The 23,551-nt window shown below is 51.1% G+C and carries 21 protein-coding genes; 16 read left to right on the top strand and 5 right to left on the bottom strand.

Annotation, left to right across the window (positions count from 1 at the left end):
- Positions 1–51 precede the first annotated feature (51 nt).
- The 6 genes from lolA to ACXAFI_RS09635 all read left to right on the top strand — a co-directional run bounded on the left by lolA (position 52) and on the right by ACXAFI_RS09635 (position 5,598).
- Positions 52–663, top strand: coding sequence for an outer membrane lipoprotein periplasmic chaperone LolA (gene lolA, locus ACXAFI_RS09660; RefSeq protein WP_475108637.1), 612 nt, complete (start codon positions 52–54; stop codon positions 661–663).
- Entirely contained in the window at positions 656–1,999 is a 1,344-nt protein-coding gene (locus tag ACXAFI_RS09655) for a replication-associated recombination protein A (protein ID WP_475108636.1), read from the top strand. The genes lolA and ACXAFI_RS09655 overlap by 8 nt, the downstream gene beginning before the upstream one ends.
- Positions 2,000–2,043: 44 nt before the next feature.
- Positions 2,044–2,418 carry a fluoride efflux transporter CrcB gene (gene crcB / locus ACXAFI_RS09650; RefSeq protein WP_152453466.1) on the top strand — a complete coding sequence of 125 codons (375 nt, stop codon included), beginning with the start codon at positions 2,044–2,046 and terminating at the stop codon, positions 2,416–2,418.
- 55 nt (positions 2,419–2,473) lie between these two features.
- Positions 2,474–3,757 (top strand): serine--tRNA ligase, encoded by a 1,284-nt coding sequence (serS, locus tag ACXAFI_RS09645; RefSeq protein WP_475108635.1) that lies wholly within the window; start codon positions 2,474–2,476, stop codon positions 3,755–3,757.
- Positions 3,758–3,848: 91 nt separating this feature from the next.
- Positions 3,849–5,234 carry a siroheme synthase CysG gene (cysG, locus tag ACXAFI_RS09640; protein WP_475108634.1) on the top strand — a complete coding sequence of 462 codons (1,386 nt, stop codon included), beginning with the start codon at positions 3,849–3,851 and terminating at the stop codon, positions 5,232–5,234.
- Between the two features lie 100 nt (positions 5,235–5,334).
- Positions 5,335–5,598 (top strand): hypothetical protein, encoded by a 264-nt coding sequence (locus ACXAFI_RS09635; protein WP_152453472.1) that lies wholly within the window; start codon positions 5,335–5,337, stop codon positions 5,596–5,598.
- Between the two features lie 130 nt (positions 5,599–5,728).
- Here the strand turns inward: ACXAFI_RS09635 and ACXAFI_RS09630 are convergent, their stop codons facing one another.
- Positions 5,729–8,053, bottom strand: coding sequence for a penicillin acylase family protein (locus ACXAFI_RS09630; protein ID WP_475108633.1), 2,325 nt, complete (start codon positions 8,051–8,053; stop codon positions 5,729–5,731).
- Positions 8,054–8,397: 344 nt separating this feature from the next.
- Here ACXAFI_RS09630 and ACXAFI_RS09625 point away from each other — a divergent pair, with 344 nt between their 5' ends.
- The 4 genes from ACXAFI_RS09625 to ACXAFI_RS09610 all read left to right on the top strand — a co-directional run bounded on the left by ACXAFI_RS09625 (position 8,398) and on the right by ACXAFI_RS09610 (position 13,885).
- Positions 8,398–10,950 carry a TonB-dependent receptor gene (locus ACXAFI_RS09625; protein WP_444922012.1) on the top strand — a complete coding sequence of 851 codons (2,553 nt, stop codon included), beginning with the start codon at positions 8,398–8,400 and terminating at the stop codon, positions 10,948–10,950.
- 188 nt (positions 10,951–11,138) lie between these two features.
- Positions 11,139–12,422, top strand: a complete 1,284-nt coding sequence (gene egtB, locus ACXAFI_RS09620) for an ergothioneine biosynthesis protein EgtB (RefSeq protein ID WP_444922013.1) — start codon at positions 11,139–11,141, stop codon at positions 12,420–12,422.
- Position 12,423: 1 nt separating this feature from the next.
- Complete coding sequence (gene egtD, locus ACXAFI_RS09615; RefSeq protein ID WP_444922014.1) at positions 12,424–13,392, top strand: L-histidine N(alpha)-methyltransferase; 969 nt, start codon at positions 12,424–12,426, stop codon at positions 13,390–13,392.
- A 46-nt stretch (positions 13,393–13,438) separates the two neighbouring features.
- Positions 13,439–13,885: a DUF411 domain-containing protein gene (locus ACXAFI_RS09610; protein ID WP_444922615.1), complete on the top strand. Its 447-nt coding sequence runs from the start codon at positions 13,439–13,441 to the stop codon at positions 13,883–13,885.
- A gap of 60 nt (positions 13,886–13,945) precedes the next feature.
- Here the strand turns inward: ACXAFI_RS09610 and ACXAFI_RS09605 are convergent, their stop codons facing one another.
- On the bottom strand, positions 13,946–15,190 hold the full coding sequence (locus ACXAFI_RS09605; RefSeq protein WP_444922015.1) for an ArsB/NhaD family transporter: 1,245 nt from the start codon (positions 15,188–15,190) through the stop codon (positions 13,946–13,948).
- A 117-nt stretch (positions 15,191–15,307) separates the two neighbouring features.
- On the opposite strand from ACXAFI_RS09605, the gene ACXAFI_RS09600 reads away from it, so the two are divergent.
- A complete protein-coding gene (locus tag ACXAFI_RS09600; protein ID WP_444922016.1) occupies positions 15,308–16,525 on the top strand; it encodes an MFS transporter in 1,218 nt (405 codons plus the stop codon).
- Between the two features lie 249 nt (positions 16,526–16,774).
- Positions 16,775–17,761, top strand: coding sequence for a hydrolase (locus ACXAFI_RS09595; RefSeq protein ID WP_444922017.1), 987 nt, complete (start codon positions 16,775–16,777; stop codon positions 17,759–17,761).
- Positions 17,762–17,800: 39 nt separating this feature from the next.
- On the opposite strand, the gene ACXAFI_RS09590 is transcribed toward ACXAFI_RS09595, so the two are convergent.
- Complete coding sequence (locus ACXAFI_RS09590) at positions 17,801–18,847, bottom strand: methyltransferase domain-containing protein (protein WP_444922018.1); 1,047 nt, start codon at positions 18,845–18,847, stop codon at positions 17,801–17,803.
- 247 nt (positions 18,848–19,094) lie between these two features.
- Here ACXAFI_RS09590 and ACXAFI_RS09585 point away from each other — a divergent pair, with 247 nt between their 5' ends.
- Positions 19,095–19,727 carry an RNA polymerase factor sigma-70 gene (locus ACXAFI_RS09585; protein ID WP_444922019.1) on the top strand — a complete coding sequence of 211 codons (633 nt, stop codon included), beginning with the start codon at positions 19,095–19,097 and terminating at the stop codon, positions 19,725–19,727.
- Between the two features lie 4 nt (positions 19,728–19,731).
- On the top strand, positions 19,732–19,926 hold the full coding sequence (locus ACXAFI_RS09580; RefSeq protein WP_475108632.1) for a zf-HC2 domain-containing protein: 195 nt from the start codon (positions 19,732–19,734) through the stop codon (positions 19,924–19,926).
- A gap of 71 nt (positions 19,927–19,997) precedes the next feature.
- Here ACXAFI_RS09580 and ACXAFI_RS09575 read toward each other — a convergent pair whose 3' ends face one another.
- Positions 19,998–20,501 carry a hypothetical protein gene (locus ACXAFI_RS09575; RefSeq protein ID WP_444922021.1) on the bottom strand — a complete coding sequence of 168 codons (504 nt, stop codon included), beginning with the start codon at positions 20,499–20,501 and terminating at the stop codon, positions 19,998–20,000.
- Positions 20,498–21,532: a DUF2092 domain-containing protein gene (locus ACXAFI_RS09570; protein WP_444922022.1), complete on the bottom strand. Its 1,035-nt coding sequence runs from the start codon at positions 21,530–21,532 to the stop codon at positions 20,498–20,500. The genes ACXAFI_RS09575 and ACXAFI_RS09570 overlap by 4 nt, the downstream gene beginning before the upstream one ends.
- Positions 21,533–21,752: 220 nt before the next feature.
- On the opposite strand from ACXAFI_RS09570, the gene ACXAFI_RS09565 reads away from it, so the two are divergent.
- Entirely contained in the window at positions 21,753–22,160 is a 408-nt protein-coding gene (locus ACXAFI_RS09565; RefSeq protein WP_444922023.1) for a hypothetical protein, read from the top strand.
- Positions 22,161–22,238: 78 nt separating this feature from the next.
- Complete coding sequence (locus ACXAFI_RS09560; RefSeq protein ID WP_444922024.1) at positions 22,239–23,549, top strand: TolC family protein; 1,311 nt, start codon at positions 22,239–22,241, stop codon at positions 23,547–23,549.
- Positions 23,550–23,551: the final 2 nt, after the last annotated feature.

The raw sequence follows: 23,551 nt of genomic DNA, 5'->3' as shown, positions 1-23,551 counted from the left end.
TCACTTCTTGCTGGCTAATCTTTAGGGAAATCAACACACTGGAAATCAATGATGAAGAATATTCTACGCAACTTGCTGGTGGCATTGACGGTTGTGACCAGTGCAGCCTGGGCCGACGCTACCGAAGATCTCGGCAAACTACTGCAACCCCTGTCTTCCCTGTCTGGAAATTTTAAGCAGACCTTGATTGATGAGCGCGGCAAGGTTTCGCAAAAAAGCAACGGCAACTTTTCTGTGCAGCGTCCGGGTAAGTTACGCTGGAAAACAGGTGAGCCTTATGCCCAACTATTGGTGACCAATAATAAAACTCTATGGCTCTATGACCCGGATCTTGAGCAAGTCACCGTTCGTCCGGTGGATGAGCGCATGAAAGAGACTCCAGCGCTGTTACTCGGCGGCAAGGTTGAGGATATTCGCAAATCTTTCGATGTGACCTTAAAAGAGGGTGTTTACCAGCTGGTGCCAAAGAATCCAAAGGCGCCGTTTAAGTCGATGGAAATCCGTTTTGCTAAAGATGGTTTGCCATCCTCTATGAAAGTACGCGATAGCATGGGGCAGACAACCGAGATTGTCTTCAACAGCATGAAAGCAAATCCCAAACTTTCTGAGTCCCTCTTTAATTTCAAGCCACCCGCTGGTACAGACATAATCAAAGATGAGTGATCTGTTTCAAACTCCGCCGACGCACCAACCACTGGCCGCGAGAATGCGGCCCGATTCCCTGGCCCACTATGTGGGCCAATCACATTTATTGGGCAAGGGAAAACCTCTGCGGGAAGCAGTTGAGCGTGGCCAGTTGCACTCGATGATTTTGTGGGGGCCGCCGGGCGTCGGCAAGACCACATTTGCCCGGCTGTTGGCGGCAGAGTGTGATGCGCACTTCGCCACCCTGTCTGCAGTATTGGCGGGAGTGAAGGATATTCGGCAGGCAGTTGCTGAAGCCGAACAACGGCGAATGCAGTCAGGCCGTAACACCATTCTTTTTGTCGACGAAGTACACCGTTTCAACAAAGCGCAGCAGGATGCTTTTCTTCCCTATGTGGAAGAGGGCATCGTGACTTTTGTTGGCGCCACTACTGAAAACCCGGCCTTTGAGTTGAACAATGCGCTCCTGTCCCGCTGCCGGGTTTATCTGCTGCGCAGTATTCCTGAAGAAGACTTGCTTGGGCTACTGCAGTATGCGCTGCAGGCGGATGATCAATTACGCGAGCGAAGTGTCCATGTGCCAGAAAATGTTTTGGGCAAGATTGCCCGCGCGGCCGATGGGGATGCACGCAGCGCCTTGAACTTACTCGAAGTCGCCTGCGACCTGGCCAGGGAAGAGGGCGGTAGGCTGGTGGTCGATAAAGACGTACTCAGCGAAGTACTCAGCGCCGATGTGCGCCGATTCGACAAGGGCGGTGATTATTTTTACGACCAGATTTCTGCCATGCATAAATCTGTGCGGGGCTCAGATCCCGATGCAGCGCTCTACTGGTTTGTGCGCATGCTCGATGGTGGCTGCGATCCCTTATATGTCGCCCGCCGGGTAGTGCGTATGGCCAGTGAAGACATTGGTAATGCCGATCCACGCGCGCTGCAGTTGGCTCTGAATGCCTGGGATGTCCAGGAGCGTCTCGGTAGCCCGGAGGGGGAGCTGGCTATTGCGCAAGCAATTACTTATCTTGCAGTCGCAGCGAAAAGTAACGCGGTTTACAGTGCTTATAAACGCGCAGTGGCCGATGTACGCCGCGAACCCAGTTACGAAGTGCCCGTTCATTTACGCAATGCCCCCACTAAGTTGGCGAAGAGTCTGTCTCACGGTGCAGAGTACCGCTATGCCCACGACGAGCCCGATGCTTTCGCGGCGGGAGAGAACTACTTCCCCGAAGAGATTGCAGACAGGCAGTATTACCAGCCTGTACCCCGTGGGCTGGAGCTAAAGATTTCTGAAAAGTTGCAGGTGCTGCGACGTCTTAACAGTGAAAGTGCTGAGCAGCGCTATAAAAACAAACCTTAGCGCTAGCTATTAGAGAAAGTCGAAAGGATTAGAAGGAAAAATCTATGCAGTGGCTCGCCATCGCCATAGGTGGTGCCTTGGGGGCAATGCTTCGCCACCAGATTACTGTCTGGACCTATCCGGTATTCAACGGGAAATTCCCACTCGGCACATTAATCGTGAATGTGCTCGGATCATTCCTTATCGGTATTGCCTACATATTGATCACTCACAGGGCAATGCTTGGGGAGGAGTGGCGCCTGTTGATCATGACAGGAATGTTCGGTGCACTGACTACCTTTTCCACTTTCTCCCTAGAGAGCCTGATACTGTGGCACAATGGCCAGCCTTTGATGGCTCTTGGCTATATCGTTGGCAGTCTCATTTGCTGCCTGGCGGCCACAGGAGCCGCAGTCGCCCTGGCGACGCGTTATTTTTAACCAATATTTACTTTAATTTTGTTGTAGGAGCCTGATTACAGGCGAACTGGAAACGATGCTCGATCCCAAACTGATTCGCACGGATATGGACCAAGTGGCCGCAGCCTTGAAAAAGCGCGGTGTGGAACTGGATACTGCCAAACTGGAAGCCCTCGAGGAGCGCCGTAAAGAGCTGCAGGTGCGCACCGAGAGTTTGCAAAACGAGCGCAATAGCAAATCGAAAAATATCGGGCGGGCCAAGGCTGCCGGAGAAGATATTGCTCCTTTGCTCAAAGAAGTCGAGTCTCTCGGGGGCGAACTGCAAAATGCCAAGCAGGCGTTGTCTGAGTTACAGGAAGAGTTGGATGCGATTCTCTCCGCGATCCCCAACCTGCCGGATGCCTCTGTCCCTGAAGGCGAGAGTGAAGATGATAACGTAGAGGTGCGTCGCTGGGGGCAGCCGCGTACTTTTGATTTTGAGGTCAAAGACCATGTTGATCTGGGCTCTCAGCTCGGCGGTCTCGATTTCGAAATGGCGGTAAAACTCACTGGCTCGCGCTTTGCAGTGATGTCCGGTGAGGTGGCGCGCCTGCATCGTGCCCTTGCCCAATTTATGCTCGACACGCACGTCGAAGAGCATGGCTACAAAGAGACCAATGTACCGGTGATCGTCAACAGTGACTCCCTGTACGGAACCTCTCAGTTGCCAAAGTTTGAGGAAGATTTGTTCAAGCTCACCGATGAGCGCGGCTTCTATATGATTCCTACCGCGGAAGTACCGCTGACCAATATGTATCGCGATCATATTGTTGAGGACAGCGACTCGCTGCCGCACAAACTGGTAGCGCACACAACCTGCTTCCGCTCCGAGGCCGGTTCACACGGCCGCGACACCCGTGGCATGATTCGCCAACACCAGTTTGAAAAAGTAGAGCTGGTATGGGCAGCGCGCCCGGATCAGTCCGAAGAGGCGTTGGAGACCCTTACCAAAAATGCTGAGGCGATTCTGCAAAAGCTGAACCTGCCTTATCGCACTGTAGTGTTGTGTGGCGGTGATATCGGATTTGCCGCGCGTAAGACTTACGATATCGAAGTCTGGATTCCCTCCCAGGACAAGTACCGTGAAATCTCTTCTTGCTCCCTGGTTGGCGATTTCCAGGCACGCCGTATGAAGGCGCGCTGGCGTAACCCGGAAACCGGCAAGCCCGAGTTGTTGCACACACTAAACGGCTCCGGTTTGGCAGTAGGGCGCACTTTGATCGCGGTGCTGGAAAACTACCAGCGCGAGGATGGCAGTATCGAGGTGCCCGAAGTGCTGCGCCCCTATATGCGCGGCCAAGAGGTTATCTCCGCTGTCTAAATGCGGTGATTTAAAAGGGCGAACAATGTGTTCGCCCTTTTTTCTTTGCTGAGTAGAATACTGCTCACCGGCTTGTTTGATGGATTAATCCGTGCGTTATCTCCCGCTTGCATTCGATATAAAAGATCGCCCCAGCCTGATCGTTGGAGGTGGCTCCATAGCCACACGTAAGGCTCGTCTGTTGCAAAAGGCGGGGGCTCAAATATGGGTGGTATCCCCAGATATCACAGAAGAATTACAACAGATAGTGGTTGATTCCAAAGGACAGTGGTATCGGGAAACCTATTCTGCTGAGTATTTGGATTTGGCCGAGTTGGTGATCGCTGCCACAAACAGTCCTGAGGTCAATGGCTGTGTATCCAGGGATGCGCAGAGACGTCGCTTGCCAGTGAATGCTGTAGATGCTCCGGAACTTTGTACTTTTACCTTTCCGGCGATTGTTGAACGCGGCGATCTGTCTATCGGAATCAATAGTGGCGGGGCAGCTCCGGTTCTGGCCCGCCGTATTCGAGCCCAGCTGGAAGCACTACTTTCGCCGGGGATTGCATCACTGGTGGATTTTGCCTCACGAATGCGTTCTCACGTAAAAGATGCACTACCGGAAGCCCGTCGTAAGAATTTCTGGGAGTGGGTCTTTGCCGGTCCTGTTGCCCGCCGGGTGGAGTCGGGTCAGCTGACGGATGCAGAGAAGGAATTTTTTAGCGCTTTGCAAGATTGGCAGGGGAGTCCCAATCCGCCAGGGGAGGTCTACCTGGTTGGCGGTGGGCCGGGAGATCCAGACTTATTGACCTTTCGTGCGCTGCGCTTAATGCAGCAAGCTGACGTAGTGCTCTACGACCGACTGGTTTCCCCTGAGGTTTTGGATCTGGTGCGCAGAGATGCCGAGCGTATTTATGTCGGTAAAAGAAAGGCGTTTCATGCCGTACCGCAAGACGACATCAATCAGCTATTGGTCGATTTGGCCAAGCAGGGTAAGAAAGTACTGCGCCTGAAAGGTGGTGACCCCTTTATTTTTGGGCGTGGTGGAGAAGAAATCGACAAGCTGGCTGATGCTTCGATTCCCTTTCAGGTGGTACCGGGAATAACCGCTGCGGCTGGATGTGCCAGTTATGCGGGTATTCCATTGACCCATCGAGATCATGCACAATCCGTGCGATTTATTACTGGTCACCTCAAGGAGGGAAGTCTCGACCTGCCATGGAAAGAGCTGGCCTCTGGCAGCCAGACATTGGTTTTCTACATGGGATTAACGGGACTGGAAAAAATTTGTGCAGAGCTTGTTCACCATGGTCTGCCGGTAAGCACTCCTGCGGCGCTGATTGAAAAAGGCACTACCCAGGCACAAAGAGTGATCGTCGGTGACCTCAGTACATTACCCACACTGGCACATGAAAAAGCCGTACGGGCGCCTACGCTCACCATTATCGGTGGTGTCGTCAGCCTGCATGAAAAACTGAGCTGGTATCAGCCAGGCTAGTGCCCGCAGTTTCAAATCGGCCTATGGCTTCTTGCGTTGGCACTGAATCTACCCTGACAGAAACTATACTGAAAAGGTCTTTCCGTCAGGTATAAGTGCCATGCTGCTGGCGATGATTCGCTTTTATTGCACCAATTTTGTGCGATTCTTTCTCCCACAACAGCCAGAGCTTCCGCAGTTTGGCCCGCTGGATTGTGATACCCGCCGCTACAGCTATGAATATCGTCAAAAGAAAGATCTGGTGCGCTGGCTGTGGACCGGGGTTTCCCTGATCATGCTGTGTTTTCCGGTTTTACCATTAGTGCTTGGTCTAACCTTTTTTACCGCTTTTTTATCCTTCGCAATTTTGGATGAGACCACCTGATTTTTTCTATTGTTAATCCAGCAACTCTGCCAATGCACTAATGCGGCACGAGTTTGTGCTGCAGTGTGAGTTGGAAAGGTGCTGGCCGTTAAGGCATCTAAGCCAGAATTTCTAGGCTGGGCATTTTTCGTTATTGCAGTTTCAGCTGGTAACGGCTTTCTCCCTCTTTTAAAGGAGAGGGATTTCCTTCTACCCAGTCGCTATGGCCTTTACCAAAAAATGGGGAAAGCGGGTGGCTGCTTTGCCCTGTTGCCATATGGAAAATACCGTACTCCTCCCGCCCTGGTGAGACAACCATTCGCTCTGAGGCGCCGTGAGTTGGGGATTGAAAACGGGGCATATGGGTATCCCCAGCCAGTTGGTCCTCGGGCATTGCGGTAAACCAATCTATGGCTGATATGGCTCTCGCTAGTGGGTGCCGGATAGAAGCCGTGTTGTGTTCGCCCCAGGTTTGTTGTATCAGGGGTAGTTCGTCTGCCGACATTTTTTCCAGAACTTGATCAAGTGCGGCTAATTTAAGTGCTGTCCAGGATTCAAAATCGGGGTTGAGCAGGTGTTGAGGTTCTTCTTGTGTGAGAGTCCAGATCGGGTATTCGAATTGACGCTTTAATTGACCGAAAGAAAAGTTGGGCTGGGATTTGCGCATAAAAGTAAGAATAGGGGCGGTGCACAACTCCATAAACTTAAGGCGGTAATTGCGAACAATACGGTACCCAACCGAGTCGGGGCTGGCGCGTCCTCCCCAGTTCTGTACTAATTGATAAGTCTCGCTGTAACCTTCCCGGCCTCGCAGGAATTCGGTCAGGTGTTGCTGCCAGCGCTGCAGAAAAATGGCGCGGTCATCCAGCTGAATATCCAACAGAGATTGTTCATCAAACTGCTGGCGGGCGAGTAGGTTATCGCGTATTTGCTGCTGGCGGGCTCCGAGGGCATAGCCGTGATCGCCCATGATTTTCAGCCAATTTCCATCTACGGTTCGGGCATTAGCACTCCACAGGCGATGATTGGCAGGGTTATAAATTCGCGGTTGTTCCTCTGTGGTGAGATAGCCATCCCAGTAGGTTTTACCCTCGGCCCAGCTTACCGAGCGGCTGCCATCAAAGCCAAACCGCTTGGGGATAGGCCCGGCGATTGTCCAGCCAATGTTGCCTTTCTGATCGCCTACAAGAAGGTTCTGGTGAGGTATTCCGATTGCCGGACCAAGGTTTAATGCTTCCCTGGTGGTAGTGATAGATTCCATCTGCAATAAATTCATATTGCCAGCGGGGATATCGTGAGCAACCCAGCGATAGGCGAGAGGGGTTCCACGGTGGTTTTTCCCGATAACAGGCCCCCAAATAGTTTTCTTCACTATGAGTGCTTCATCGGGGGCACTTTTTACTTTGATAATTTCCTCTTCGAGAGTGATATCCCGCCAGCCATCTGGGGTCAGGTATTGGGTGGTGTCTGAGTTCAATTCCAGGGGAATAAGGTCACCCCAATCTGCGCCGGTATTGGTAAAGCCCCAGGCAATTGCGCCATTGCTTCCGGCCACCACGATCGGACCTCCCGGTAGGGTAACTCCGCGAATAGTCCTGTTGGTCCCAGGAATATTCCAGCCTGCGCGAAACCAGATGTTGGGTACATTCAGCCCCAGATGCATGTCGTTAGCGAGGATGGCGCCACCGTGCTCAGTTAAGGCCCCACCAACCACCCAGTTGTTACTGCCGTAAACTTTGTCATCGCTTTCCATGGTCTGGTAGGCAATAGGATCGTTTTTACCCAGCAATGAAGAAATTGGCGTTTCTGGGACAGTACTAATAGGCTCCTCCTCGCCAATTAGCGGAGCATCCCAGATACCTCCGGCAGGAAAGTAGAATGTGTAAAGGTCTTGCGGTAAGAGATCGGCGAGAGCGGTATCGCGCCTTTCGAATTTTCCCTCTTCACTTTGCAGTGTTAAGTACATGCTAAAGGTCGTCAGCAGACTGTCGGCGGCGCTCCAGGGCCTGGGGTCCTGCCCTAAAAGAAAATATTCCCAGGGCTTGCTGCCAAGCTGTAGCAGTCCGAAGTTTACTCCGCGTACATAGTGATCGAGTAGTTGGCGCTGCGTCTCGGGCATTGCCTCAATATTCCTTTCGGCCCGCTTGCGAAACTGATGCCTGCGCACCTTTTTATCTTTTTTCAGTGCTGCCGGGCCTACCAGTTCAGACAGCTCTCCCGCGGAGCTTCGTCGCAACAGGTCCATTTGGAAGAAGCGCTCCTGGGCATGTAAAAAGCCCAAGGCAAAGGCGGAGCTATTGCGGTCACTGGACTGGATCATTACCACACCCTGCTGATCCCGATGTATGAGCGCGGGTTCAGACAGTTGCCCAGAGACGATACTGCCTTCGAGTACAGGTAGGCTCTGTCTCCACCAGGCCCAGGCTGCAAGAAGGAGGACAGTAATGAGTACCATAGTTGCAATGAGTAAATACATTGCGCGGCTCTTTAAATAAGATGAACTTAAATAAGACGGGCGCACCATAAGTTTTTTCCGTGCAGTGGTTGCTTTAATCAATGCCGGTCAAATCGGATCGCTTTTATCACGTTAAATAAACAAGTTACTAGAGAACACACGTTAGTAACTTTTGGTGACGGTAATAACAAGCTATTTACGCCTAATTACCTGTCTTTTCGCGCAATCCTTCACAATACTGACCAGTCAAAAGAAAAAGGTCATATCGGGGTTTTAAATCCAAAAACGCAATCGTAAGATGGCGTGGAATAACAAAAATAATAAACCAGAACATCACGCTGTATAACAATAAATGCGAGGACGCGATGATGCACGATGTTGGTAACACCGTAAAAAACCGTCAATTTAAACTCTCCATCCTCTCTGGGGCTATAGCCTTTCTCACCGCTGTGAGTGCTGGCGTTCAAGCTGCGGAAATCGAGGAGGTCGTGGTGACAGCGCAGAAGCGCGCGGAAAACCTGCAGGATGTACCCATCGCGATTTCTGCATTTACCGGGGACAATATAAAAGAGTCCGGTGTCAAAAATCTGACGGACCTGGGGCGATATACGCCAGGCGTTGAGATGCATAACGATACCGCCTTGCAGCCAACATATAGTATCCGCGGTATTCAAACCAACGATTGGACTGTGGGATCTGACCCGGCTGTTGCTGTCTATGTGGATGGCGTTTACACCGGCCGTGGTGCCGGTGCCGAAATCCCCCTGACAGATATCGAAAGGGTAGAGGTTCTAAAAGGTCCACAAGGTACGCTGTTTGGGCGCAATGCCACTGGCGGGGCCATTCATATTATTACAACCAAGCCCCAGGCAGATAATTCGGTTGAGCTTAACCTCACCGCTGGTAACTACGGACGCCAATCATCCGATCTGCTTCTCAACCGCCAGCTGACCGATACGCTATATGCCCGCTTCTCGGCATCCACTAACCGCCGCGATCCTTTTGCGGATAATTTGGCGGGTGGTTTCTCCGTAGGAGATCAGGACACCCAGACCTACCGGGCATCCGTTTTATGGGAGCCCGCAGAGGATATCGAGGTTCTATGGCGTGCTGATTATGGTGTTATGGACCAAGGCAGTGCTTTACGCACAACCATCGTGCCAAGTCTGAAAGGGGAGACCGATGTATTTGGGGACTACGCCCTCGATACACCCACGATTGAAGACAGGGATTCTTTCAGTACCTCTCTGACGGTGAGTAAGGATTTTGATAATTTCACCTTCACCTCAATTACCGCTTATCGAAAGTTTGATGCGCACTTGCAGCAGGATGAAGATGGCACCGCTAACCCAGACCATATGTTTGGGTCTGCCAATACCGATGACCAGAGTCAGTTCTCGCAGGAATTCCGACTCAATGGTGCTACCGATACGGTTAAATGGACTCTGGGGGCCTCTTATTCTCAAGAAGAGTTGGACCATACGACTTACGCTTATTTCACAACCGGTTCTGTTGAATCCTTTGCGGTTTATGAAGGCGTCAAAGCGCTATACCCAGATCTGACTCAGACCCAGCAGGAGGACCTGGCGGTTATTAATCGGCAGTATTATGAGTCGATGGGGCTAGAGGGCGCCGCTAGTGCGACTTTTGTTTACGACCTGATGTTGCAAAGTGGTCAGGTGGATGAGCTGTTATTTGCCTTGGGTGCGCCAGACTATGTCACAGGCAGCATGCTTAAAGCAGATCAGGTTGTAGGGCAGATGATGGCGGGTTTCCAGCCTTGGATAGCCTCCGATGCGCCCTGGAATGAGAGTGTGCGCAACACCGGTGATTATCGCTCCACTGCGATCTATGGTGATATGACTTGGAGTATCACCGATAAGATGGATCTCACGGTGGGCGCTCGCTACACCTACGATAAGAAAGATTTCACTATCCAAACCGCCTATGGCAACAGCATTCCCCTGTCACTATCTGGCGGAGAAGTTGATCTTCTCGATGAAAAAGGCAATAAGGTTGGCAGTATAGAGCTACCAGCAATTGACTTGGGCTCACAGCTTTTCGGCATTGCCTTCTACAACAATGGTCAGCCTGAGCTTAATTCCAAGTTGAGCGATAGCTGGAGTGATATTTCCGGCCGCATCGTGCTCGACTATCGCTGGACGGACGAGATGATGACCTTTATATCCCTGGCGGATGGTTTTAAAGCCGGTGGATTTAACAGTCTTAACTTTGGTCCGGGCGTTGAGTCGTCTTTCGATCAGGAGGATGTGGTCAATCTGGAAGTGGGCCTGAAGAGCAATCTGTTCGACAACCGCGTACGCCTGAATGCATCCGTCTACACCTACGAGTACAAAAACTTACAGGAGCTGGACCTGGTCGGTTACCCAATTCCCAGCTACAACCTGAGAAATGCCGATGCGGAAGGTACCGGTGCCGAGATAGAGGTGCAGTGGGCGGCTACCGATAGCCTGTTCATTGCTGGTAACTACTCCTATCTAGACACCGAATTCACGGACTACCAGATAATAACGGCTATTGGCGAAACCGAGGAGGATTCCAAGGTCGGCCAGGCCAGGGTTTCCACCCCTGAGAGCAAATTCAACCTGATGGCCGAGTATACGTTTGACTTGGCTTCCGGTGGGGAGCTCGTATTCCGGGGGGATTACAACTGGACCGATGAACGGATTGGCTCTATCACCGATAGAACCCGCATAGTGGATGATTATCAATTATTTAACTTGCGAGCAGCCTGGAACAGTGATTCTGATAACTATTCGGTAGCTCTTTGGGTGCAGAACTTAACCGATGAAGAAATAGCCGGTGGTTACGGCGGTACCGGCGCTGCAATCGGGGCTAGCCCTGCATGGCGCTTTATGCCGAGGATGTACGGTGCAGATTTTACTGCACGATTTTAATTCGTTATTCATGTCAGCATGACGAGAGTGTGGGCCGGTTTACCGGCCCTTTTTTTTGTACAGTTCCATCTTTACGAAATAAAGTGGCGTGAATTAGACCCTATAATTCTGCAAGCTCTTAGGAATACACCTAAAACTGCGTATGATGATTTCAATAGAACTGAATTCTATCGTAGTTGATTATTGATATGACAATATTCGCAGGTGAAGTTTCTCTGGAAGAGTTACAGCAGCAGGTTCTTTCAACTTATCAAAGGGTGCGGGGGGAGACGGAATGTCTTGCTGCGCCTCTATCTGTCGAGGATATGCAGCTGCAATCAATGCCCGATGCCAGTCCAACCAAGTGGCATCTGGCGCATACCAGCTGGTTTTTTGAAACCTTTATACTCGCTCAGCATTTGCCCAAATACCAACTTTTTGATCCTCAGTTTCATCACCTTTTTAATTCCTATTACAACAGCTTGGGTACACCCTATGCCAGGCCACAGCGGGGCTTGATATCCCGCCCTGGAGTTGAGCGTATTTACGCCTATCGGCAGTTTGTAGACTCAGCCATGGAGCAGCTGTTAAATGAACACCCCTTTACCTCGAGCATCAGTGCACTGTTAGATCTCGGCCTCAATCATGAGCAGCAACATCAGGAGTTAATGCTGACGGATATCAAGCATGCACTTTCGATGAATCCAATGGCTCCCGCTTACAGTGATAGCGCCCCCGAAGATGAGGCAGAGAATGTAGCACCGTTACGTTGGCTGGAAATTCCCGGTGGATTTTATGGTATCGGTAGTGATGGAGAGGATTTCTTTTTTGATAATGAGGGGCCTGCTCATAAACAGTTTCTGCCTGATTTTTCCATTGCTTCACGACTGGTGAGTAATGCTGAATATCTGGATTTTATCGAGGATGGCGGCTACCAACAACACAGGCTCTGGTTATCTGATGGTTGGTCGCTGATAGAAAAGCACGCCCAAAAGCATCCTTTATATTGGCGTGATACCGATAGTGGCTGGCAACAATATACTTTACACGGTTTGCAGCCGATAAATGGTTATGAGCCTGTGCATCACCTGTCTTTTTATGAAGCAGATGCATTTGCCACCTGGGCCGGTAAAAGATTGCCCACTGAATTTGAATGGGAGGCGGCTGCCTGTCACCTTCGTCAACTAAACCAGCTTGCCAGTGCCAATTTGCTGGAAAAGCGTTATTTAAAGCCTTTGGCTGCGCAAAATGGTCAGACCCAATTCCTGGGGGACCTGTGGGAGTGGACCTCCAGTGCCTATTTGCCATACCACGGTTTCAAGGCCCGCAGGGACGCGGTTGGTGAATACAACGGTAAGTTTATGTGCAACCAGAAAGTCTTGCGTGGAGGGTCTTTCGCAACCCCATCTGATCATATAAGAATTAGTTATAGGAACTTCTTTTATCCACATCAAGCGTGGCAATTTACCGGTGTCCGATTGGCAGGAGACTAAAGTGAAAGCAGCCTTATCGTCAGTTACGGAAAATCAACTCCAAAATAATGAATTCCTAAGAGATGTTTTAGAGGGGTTGGGGGGTAATAGAAAAACATTGCCCTGCAAGTACTTATATGACGAAGTTGGCTCTCGTCTTTTTGAAGAGATATGCGATTCAAGTGATTACTACCTGACCAGAAATGAGGCAGACATATTCGCGATTCATTTGGATAAAATTGCAGAAAGAATTGGGCCCGAAGCTCTGCTAATAGAACCGGGGGCCGGAAACTGTGAAAAGGTAGAAGCGCTGCTTGCCGCATTGGATTCTCCCAAGGGCTATTATCCTATTGATATATCCCCTGAGATATTGCTGGATGCCGAAAGGCGAATAAAAAATGGATTACCGGGGATGCAGGTATGGAGTGAAGTCGGGGACTTTACTCAGGCAGCTGTGTGGGACAACTTGATTAATATTCCTTCCCGGAAAAGGGTTGTCTTTTTTCCTGGGTCGACAATAGGTAACTTTGAACCACTCGAGGCGGAGCGTTTGTTGGAGTTGTTCGCCTCCAACCTGAGTCCTGGTGATGGCTTGGTGATAGGCACAGATTTGGTTAAGGATTCAGTGACTTTAGAGCGGGCCTACAACGATAGTGATCATATCACTGAGAAATTTAATTTGAATCTCCTGCAGAGAATTAACGTCGAGCTAGGGGCGGATTTTGACCTGTCTCTGTTTGCGCATCGTGCATTTTACCACTCGTTGCGCCAGCGGGTGGAAATGCATCTGGTTTGCCTTAAGAGTCACAGTGTTTCGATTGCGGATACAAAGATAGAATTTATTGAGGGAGAAACGATTCATACTGAAAACAGCCATAAGTATTCTATTGCAGGCTTTAATAGCTTACTGACCCGTAGCGGGTTTGAACCTGTCTGCTTCTGGCAGGATCCCGCTGAGACTTATGTCATTCATTATGCCCAGGCCATATAGGATTAAGATGTTGGAGGGGTGGGTAAAAAGGGCTTTCTTGTCTTTAATGTTCGCCGCTTCACTGGCTGGTATTGCCATCGCTGAAAGTACAAGTAATACCGCCGCTATGGTTGTCTATAAGCACCCATTGTGTTTTTGTTGTAATAAATGGATTACTCATCTAAAGGAAAATGATTTAGAAACCACCTCGGTTTTTAAAGTGGATATGCAGGGAGTTAAACGTAAGTGGGGTATCCCCAGGGGTATGGAGGGGTGCCATACCGCGATTTGGCATGATAGATACGTCTTTGAAGGGCATGTACCGGCCTTACATATTCAGAAGTTCCTGGCCTCACCTCCCGAGGGGAGTGTGGGGCTGATCGTTGCCGGGATGCCGATTGGTAGCCCCGGTATGGAGGATGGAGAAAAATTTGAGCCCTACAATATTTACTTGCTACTAAAGGGCGGTGATTATCGTCTGTATGCCCGCATTGAAAAGCCTGACGAGATCTAATCACTTAAAAGATTTGCTCTTAAATATTTAAGCCCCAGAGCTTAATGCTTGTAAAGCTCTTTACCAGCTTGCATACCAGATAATCCAAAAGTAGCTTACTAATACGCTGATAATGCTGACGGGAAGCATCAGAAAGAAAAACTGCCAAAAGTTAAAGGGCTTGACTCCGAACTTCTCTGCTTGCTGCAATACAATCACATTACTAGCAGCGCTAATAATGAATAAGTTTCCAGCCACTGTTGATATGGCAGAGAGCATCATTAATATCTGGGTATCTTGTTGGTGCAGGAGGTTAAGGTAAATCTCAACTACTGGCACGTTGGAAAATAATTGGCTGGCAAAGAAGCTGACAAAAGCAACGGTTTCTGGTTCAGCCAAGTCAATATTGCTTACTTTAAGGAAATGTTGGAGTGACCCCGATTGAAGCAGGGACCCTGTCACTACAAACATAGAGATAAAAAAGAATAGGGTGGGCCAGTCCACCTCTCTTAATATGCGCCTGCGCTCGTGGCTGGCAATATAGATGGGTAGGCAGGCAGCCAAACCAATTTGCCCAATAGTGGGATGATATATACCGTCTACATTGTGCAATATACTTGCAAGAAAGATGAGTGCTAATAAAAGAGTGGCAGATAAAAGTGCTGGCCACTTTTGAGTAACTTCCTCCTCCTCTTTGTACTCTCTTGAGGCTTCATAATTGATGATATCACTGGTTTTAAAGAAACGTTTTAACCATATCATCGAAAGAAACATAATAATGATGGCGGGAATAAGAATCCACTGGGCAAAAACGACAAACATATTGTCGAAGTTCCCGACATTGGCAATCAGTATATTTTGTGGGTTGCCCACAGGGGAGACCATGCTGCCGATGGTTACAGTTGCGCACAGGGTTATCAGTAGAGGGATCAGTCCCCATTTCATGTTTCGTGCTAGCACTATCGCAATGGGGACGCCAATCACTGCGGCGGCGTCATTGGTAAGAATGGCTGCGCATAATGCCATTACAAGGATATAACTTATCAATACCAAACCAGGATGCTTGATTGAGAGAATTCGGTGGCTGATTTGTGTGGATATCCCGGTATCGTACAGGGCCGAAGCAATAGAGAAAACGGAGAATAAATACAGTATCAGATCCCAATCTATGGCAAAAAAGGCTTCCCTCAAACTAATCTGGCGCATTAATAGTAGAGCGATTGCGCCAAAGGTCATGATGTGCCATATGCGAATAATGGATGGAAGCCACTGCCTCGCGGCAATCAATATAAAAATGACTGCCGACACAATTAGGCTAATGGACATTGGCACAGCCTCGGACTTCGTCTCTGCTAACTGCTACTCTGAAAATCATTAAACAGTTCTTTTGGTTAGTGTTTGGCTGCCCGCCTGGGCAGATAAAGCAAAAAATAAGATTTATTTATGAGTTTAAACAAACCTCTTCTCTTTACGAACTTCTTCGCGGGAGATGTGGTTGCAGGTTTGGGGCCCTATTTAGCGATATATCTTTTGTCAGCCATGCATTGGAAGACTGGAGATATTGGCATTGTTCTGGCAATTGGCGGCATTACAACCGTTTTACTGCAAACACCCGCCGGAGCATTCATTGATAGCACCCGCTTTAAGCGTGCACTGATTGCTTCTTGCGGCGTTATTATTGCTATTGTCTCTGTCGCTATTGTTGCTCTTACCAATCATAAACCTATCATCTATGGCTCCCAGGTTTTAATGGGAGCAGCCATTGCCTTTGTGGCTCCCTCTATCGCGGCGATTACTCTGGGAGTCTGTAGCGATAAAACTTTTACCTTACAAACCAGTGCCAATCAGGCAGCTAATCATGCGGGCAATGTTTTTGCCGCAGCAATTGCCGGAATTGTGGCGCTGACGATTGCGGCCGAAGGGGTTTTTTGGTTGATGGCCATTATGGGTGTGTTAATGGCGATCTCTGTTGGATTTATTCCCGCTAATTCCATCGACCATATACGTGCGCGGGGTGGTGAAAAACGCGATGCCTCAGGGAAAAAGGAGCCTGCTGGATTTTCCGTACTGCTCACCGATAAGCGCCTGATCGCTTTGGCAGTGAGCGTCTTCCTGTTTCATTTTGGCAATGCGGCCATGCTGCCTCTGGTCAGCCAGAAGCTATCGCTGAATTCAAACGTGAATCAAGCGATTGCCTTTACCTCGGCTTGTATTATTGCTGCGCAATTTTGGATGATGTTGATGTCTCTTATGTGTGCGGCCAAGGCGGATGACTGGGGCCGTAAAGCTATCTTCATGATTGGGTTCTGTATCAACCCGATTCGCGCAGTCTTGTTTATGTCGACAGATAACCCTTTCTTTCTGGTGGCAATACAGTCGTTGGATGGTGTCGCCAATGGGATCTTTGGGGTGGTTATTATCTTGATGTGTGCCGACCTCACCAGGGGCACGGGGCGTTTCAACATTACTCAAGGAGTCATGGCCGCTCTGGTGGGGATAGGATCTGCTTGTAGTAACTTCTCGGCGGAATATGTTACCCAATTCTTTGGCTACGGTGCGGCCTTTCTGACTTTGGCAGGGATAGCGACCGTTGCAGCGATATTCTTCCTGATCTTTGTTCCCGAAACCATGCCGAAAAAGCGGGCTCAACCTCAGGAATAGCAGGCGCTATCTGGCGCTTATCCCAACTTATGCCGGAGTTCGTTATATACTGATGATATTCGCGCAATTTTATCGGGGTCCAAGAATCCCAAGTTTTTCGCGAAATCCGCTCTGCCCGGTTGGCTCGGGGCAGCACCAGGCCCGGCATCTACACCAGGCCCGGCACCTACACCAGGCCCGGCACCTACACCAGGCCCGGCACCTAAAGGGAGAGCAGGGCAGGTTATTAGCAATAGCGGGACCCGGGATATGACTGATCAGTTTACCCCCGCCATAGGCCTTGGAAACTGTCATGTTCAAACGGTCTTTGGCCGTGTGCACCGTCCAGTTCCTTGGATAGAAACCCAGTGCCGCTGGTATGAAACCCCGGACGGGGATTGCCTCGCATTACTCACCCCGCGCCCATTGGTGGATGACCCGGATCTCCCACTGGTTCTGATTCTCCATGGTTTAGCGGGCTCAGTAGCCTCTCCCTATGTTCAGGGCATGATGGATTCTCTTCTCTCGCACCGCTACCAGGTTGCGGTCATGCATTTTCGCGGCTGCGGCGGGGTACCCAATAGGTTGCCGAGGGCATATCACAGCGGTGATAGCGAGGACCCTCGCTGGATGGTTGAGCAGTTAAGGGGAGAGCTACCCGCGACACCCGTTATGGTGGTCGGATACTCACTGGGTGGTAATGTCCTGCTTAAAATGCTGGGCGAGGATGGAAGCTGCAGCCCGGTGGCCGCCGCCGTGGCGATTTCATCGCCAATGGACCTCCATGCCTGTAGCCGCAAAATTAATACTGGCTTGTCCAAGCTGTACCAGCGCCATCTGCTGAGTTGCCTGCGTCTTACTTTGAAACAAAAGGCAGAAGACCCCTGTATCGCTGCAGCTCTGCCCAATGTGGACGATGCCACGTTCTTTGCCAACTTCCGTTGTTTCGACGACACTTTTACGGCACCACTACACGGATTTCGGGATGCCGATGACTATTACACCAGGGCTTCGAGCAAGCATCTTCTGCGGGAAATTGGGGTGCCGACGATGATCATTAATTCCGTAGATGACCCTTTTGTTTGCCCATCTGCCATCCCTGAGAAGAAAGAGGTGAGCTCTATGGTGCAGTTGGAGGTTACCCTGCAGGGAGGGCACGTAGGGTTTGTCAGCGGATCTCTGTGGCGGCCGAATTATTGGTTGGAGCACAAAGTCCCGAAATTTCTCGATTCTGCCATTTTGCGGGATAAAGGCTAAAAACTCAGCGCCGCTGTTGCGACGCTGATTTGATACCCCTCAGCAACATTGGCTTCCAGTTGCAGCCTCTTCGCCTATCCCTTCTGAGAAGGGCATTTCACGTCCACAACCGGGAAATAATCCGAAGTGTTGTGAGAAGTCGCCGATAAAGTCAAAATGTGGGGCCATTCGTGTTTCTGACAGCATTTTCCAGGTGTTACCACAGACGGGGAAGACCCGCCCCTTTTCTATTCGATGGTGTCCATCCAAAATAAATGCTGAAGGTTGGTCTGGAATTGTGCCCTTATATATCACGGCTTGGCCGTAGTCCTCACAATCCTTCTCCAGCCCCGACAGTTTGAACAAGCGGTAGGTGGCAGAATAAAAACGGACGGCGCCACAACGAGCGAGTAAGACCTCATTGGTCACTTCCAAAGGGCGGCTTTCCACCAGGCGACTGTCGCGGAAGCCACTGACTTGAGCGAGCTCCAAAAAGTCATTCCAGTAAAGTGCACCGCCCAGGCACTCACCCACCAGCTCAGGGTCTGTGCGCAGGGCATCGGGGACGCGGCGATCGGCATAAACATCGGAGAAGTAAAATTCACCCCCCTCTTTGAGTAATCGATGTAGGCCTCGAAGTACTGCACCTTTGTCTGTAGAAAGATTCACAACACAGTTGGAGACAATCACGTCAAAGCTGCCGGGTTCCAGACCGAGCTCCTCAAGCTTTTCGATATAGCCGTGCAGGAAAGTTACATTGTTATAACCAAATTTTTCCGCGTGGTAACTCTGGTGTTGTCGGGCAACCTGCAATTGCTCATCGGTCATATCCACGCCGACCACTTCACCGCTCGGGCCCACCAGCTGGGAGAGTAGGTAGACATCACGGCCGGAGCCGCAGCCGAGATCAAGTACCCTGCAGCCCTCTAAAAGAGGGGGGCACACAAGCCCGCAACCGTAATAGCGGGATAGGACTTCCGGGTGGATATTGGCCAACAGTGGTTTCAACCAACTGGGCACTGCACTGGCATCACAGCAGGCATCGGTTTTTAGGTCCGATGAGCTTTTCAGTTGGCGGCCGTAGTAGTCCTGAACAATATCGTGCATGGGGATACCTTTCGCAGAGTGATTTTCCTTTCCGGCGCTGGGCGCCTTTGCGGGGCAATTTTTACCTCTCCTTCCCTTTGTAACAAGTATCGCCTTTCTGCGACTAAGGACTTTCGAGGTTTCGATTGTTAGTGTGTAGAGAGGTCTTAAAGTTGCCTTTTGATGTCAGGGTCGGCTGGCTGTTAGATAATCTTCGTTTTTTGGTTAATATCGCCGGTTTCCGCTTCGATTTTATGAGGGACCGTAATTGAGCGATTACCTTGCCCCCGATACGTCATCTGAAACGAAGTCCGAAACGAAAGTTGAGGATTCTTTGCAAAACCCCCAGTTTCTCGTGGACTTGCGCCAGCAGATGCTTCGTTTTGCCAGCCTGCAGCTGCAGGACGCCCAACTGGCCGAAGATGCGGTGCAGGAGGCACTGATGGGAGCCCTAAAGAATTCCCGCAGTTTCACTGGCCGTTCGGCCCTTAAAACCTGGGTGTTTGCCATTCTGAAGAACAAAATTGCCGATATTCTGCGGCAACGGCAGCGATTTGTTGATGCGGACCAACTGGTGCGCGGTGATCGCGAGGAGCACGATCACAATGAACTGTTCGACCAAACGGGCCATTGGCGAAAGGACGAGCGCCCCAAAAAATGGGCTGATCCTGAGTCGGCCATTCACGACAAGCATTTTTGGAGAATCTTCGATGCTTGCCTCAATCACCTGCCATCCCGGCAGGCGCAAATATTTATGATGCGGGAGTTTATTGAGTTGGAGAGTCACGAGATCTGTGCTGCGGCGGAAATCTCGGTGAGCAACTTAAATGTGACATTGCACCGGGCGCGCCTGCGCCTGCGAGAGTGCCTTGAGGACAACTGGTTTGGTGTGGAGGGCTAAGTCAATGAAATCGTGCCGGGAAGCAACGCAGTTGATGTCTGAGTCCCAGGAGCGCAACCTGCCTTTTAGTGAGAAGGCCAGCCTTAAGCTGCATTTGGCAATGTGCGCTCCGTGCCGGAACTTTGGCAAGCAGCTTCGAATCCTTCGCCGTATCAGCAAATCCTATGCCGAGGGCGGGCCGGAAAAATCTGAAGATTAAACCTTTCTGTTAACTTCCAGCGCCATGTACCCAACTGGGTGGATTAATTTGGCGCTGGAATAGGTTCCCAGCTACCGCCGCGGAGCGGCGACATGTCGATAGGCGATGTGCCCGCCGACAAAGTGGGGTTCATACCAATAGGTTCCGCAACGCTCATAGGTCACATTGCCGATCGTCACCCTGACACAGCTAGGTGGCAGGGTGTACAACCAACCACCCACGCCCACTGCGGTCACACCCCAGTAAGCCGGGCCTGGATAGGGCCAGTGACGCGGACGCCAGGGTGGGGGGTAGGGTGGATGATGGTGTCCCGGGCGAACTGGATGAAACGGTGGGTGGCCAGGAAATCTCCGCTCAAAGTCCCCCCTGGCAAACTCTCCGTGAAAGCCACCACCGGGCATGGGGCGAACGGCATTGAAATGCCCTCCCACATTGAAGTGGGCACCGCCCCCGCCAAAGTGACCTCGCGCCTCCACCTGAGGACTAAATAGAGCGGCGAGGAGAACGCCAGAAAGGAGCAATGGCGCAGCCCAAAGTGATAAGGCTCTCGACTTGCGACACTTAACTTGGATCATTGTGGGGCCTCCTGCTTGTTCGGCTCGGCCTTTTTAAACTTGATCTGCTTGAGCTTCTGAGTAGAGGGAGAGAACTCTTTTGCCGCCTCTGGCTTAGCTTGCATCCACTTTAGCGTCGCGATAAAGCGCGGCTTGGCTGGGTCGCGGGTATTGACCGTGGAGATGCGTAGGGGGAGAGGCTTATCTCCAACCTGGATCCAGATCTCCCAGTCCAGGTTCTCAGAGCGAAAGGCCCAGTGTTTGGTGCGCTTGCCGTAGATCATGGGAGAATTAACCAGGAAACCTTCTTTGATCCCTGCCCAGGCATCCGGTTTGCGACCCCACTCGAGCAAATCAGCCAATGGCACTTCAATTCCGTAGTCTTTCGCCGCTTTGGTCAGTACTTGGGCGGTGGGTTGAGAGGCCTGCATTTCGGCAAAGTAGCCATTACGCGGGGCGATCATGGTGAACTTGTCACCGTTATGAATGAAGTTGCGGGTGATCGAATCGGTAGTCAGGTCTACCCGCAGTTTTTTGGGAGGCATAGCCAAATATTTAACTTTGCCGCCTATTAATAACTTCTGCTCATTCTCCAGTACTACATCGGCAAAAATCCTGGCGTTAAACATCAGCGTCTTCATGCTTGCCAGGTATTTCCCCATTGCCTTCAGGGCCTCCATGGCTTTGGGATCAATCGCCTCACCATTCTGTGCAACACCTGCCAGGGGCTGGGTGTTCTGACCCTGACCGCTTTGGCCCTGTCCATCTTGTCCCTGTCCGGTAGTACTGCCCGATGGTGGCTGGGGTTGACCCTGCTCGTTTGTACCGTCTGAGGGCGCGGGGGGCTGCCCCTGTCCATTAGGGTTATCAGTGGGGGCAGGGGGTTGATTCTGTTGAGGATTGCTAGAGCTATCCTGTGGGTCCTGAACAGGCGCGCCACCTGGTTGAGGCGGTGGGGGAGTGGGCTGTGCGATTACGGCCGGAACCAATACCATCGACACCGCGAGAAGCAGCGCCCTGGCGTGGCAGCCAAATGGGTGAGGGGCAAGCATATACGGATACCTCCCGGTACAAGATCAAGTTAGTGGCATCAAAATCAGTGTAGAGGAGATGGGAGTGACCAACTGGACAGGGAGGCCGACTTTGCTGACTGGCGCTTCAGTGTTCAGGGCCTATGCGCTGAGTAGCAAGTTTGCTTGTCGGGTTTCTATTTGAGCTATGCTGACTTGTTTGCTAGAGTCCAAAATAAGATTTTGTGGTCCCGTTGTTCTTATGAACCTAGTCAGACTGTCTTTTTTATTGATCGCGCTGCTGGTCTTCCAGACCGCAGGTGCTTTCTATGACAGTCACGAAGAACTGCAGGATGTCACCAACCACCTTCCCCCCCACCATCTGGACCAGTCTGATAGCTACGGTGAATTTGGATCACCCGATTCAAATGTTGATTTAAATGAAGTCGCCAAAGCATCGCTCACTACTGATGAGCCCGGTACGCAGGCACCGCTTCTGGATTTTTGCAATCACTGTTGCCATTGCCATGGTAGTACCGTTGCTGGCCTGCTTGGGCAGTCATTTCAGCCCCTTCTCCGGGGGGCTATTTACTATCGTGAAGTGTTAAGCGCCGCTGTTCCCAGTGGTTACTTTTCTCCCCTGTTGCGCCCACCTATAACCCAAGTCTGATTGCTCAATTGTTGCGCGAGTAAAGGCAGAGCTAAGAAACCTGCTTGCGCCGGTGAGATGTGATTTTGGGAGATATCCATGGAATTTTTTCGCACGCTCTTTGTGAGCGTGATCTGTCGCCGTGCCCTATGGCCGCTTGTGGCGACAGCTTTATGTATTCCTGTGCAGGGTTTGTCTGCACAGAGGGGGGAAATGCTGACTCTGTCGGAAGCGATCGAGTTAACACTCGCGCAGAACCCACAGCTAGCGGTATTCCCATTACAGCGTATCGGCTTGAATGGTGCGGCACAGACAGCGGCACTGCGTCCGGCCGTCAATCTGGGTTTTGAGTCTGAGTATGAGTACTACGGCCCTGGCGATGGCTTCTCCGCAGAGAAAGAGCTGGAGCTAACCGTTTATCTGTCGTCGGTGATTGAGTTGGGCGGTAAGCGCCAGGCTCGTATAGATGCTGTTAATGCCCAACGTGACCTGTTGATCGCCGATGAACAGGCCAAGGCTCTGGAGCTGTTGGCCGAAGTGCTTCGCCGCTATGCGGAAGTATTGGCCGCTGAAGAGTTGCTGGTCCTTGCCAAAGAAAAGGTCGCTCTAGCGGAGGATACTCTAGAGGCTGTGACCACCAGGGTGAATGCTGCGGCGAGCTCTATTTCCGAGCGAATGCGAGCGGAGTCGGCTCTGGCCAATGCCAAGCTTTCTGAGCAGGGCCAGCAGGCCATGCTCGGGTACTACAAACATGCTCTGTCGGCGTTGTGGGGAGATCCCGAGCTGGACTTTGCGGTGGACTCCAGGGAGCTCTACCGCTTTGGTCCCAGCGCCAGTTTTGAAGAGCTTTATGCCCGAGCTAAAGATAACCCTGCAATTGCTCGATTTGCTTCTGAAGAGCGGGTTCAGGCCTCTAAGTTGCGGATCGCTCAAACCAGATCCAAGCCAGATGTGGAGTGGTATTTGGGCTATCGGAAAAATAATGCCGAGCAAGAAACTGCGGTAATGGGAGGGGTGACCGTACCTCTATTTACAGGCCAGCGCAGCCGGGGTTCACGACTCACTGCAATGAGTGAGTTGGATGAAGTTGTTCTGCGTCGCGATGTGGCGCTCTTGCAGCTATATCCACAACTCTATCTGACAGTAGTTAGCCGCGAGCAGGCGCTCAGAACTTTTTACACCCTGCAGGATTTTATCATTCCAAAACTTCGCGAGGCCTTGAAAGAGGTCGATCGTGCATATCGCCGTGGGCGGAACTCCTACGTGGAATTGATTTCCGCGCGGGAAGAGCTGCTCGCCGCTGAGCGGTCTCGGATCAAAGCGGCGCAAACCGTATTGCTGTATGGCGCAGAGATAGAACAGCTGACCGCTGGGCCCCTGGGGCCTCCCGGCACTGAAAGCAGGAAATGATT

Source organism: Microbulbifer sp. ABH2_005, assembly GCF_056160005.1.
This window is presented reverse-complemented; position numbering and strand designations above follow the sequence as displayed.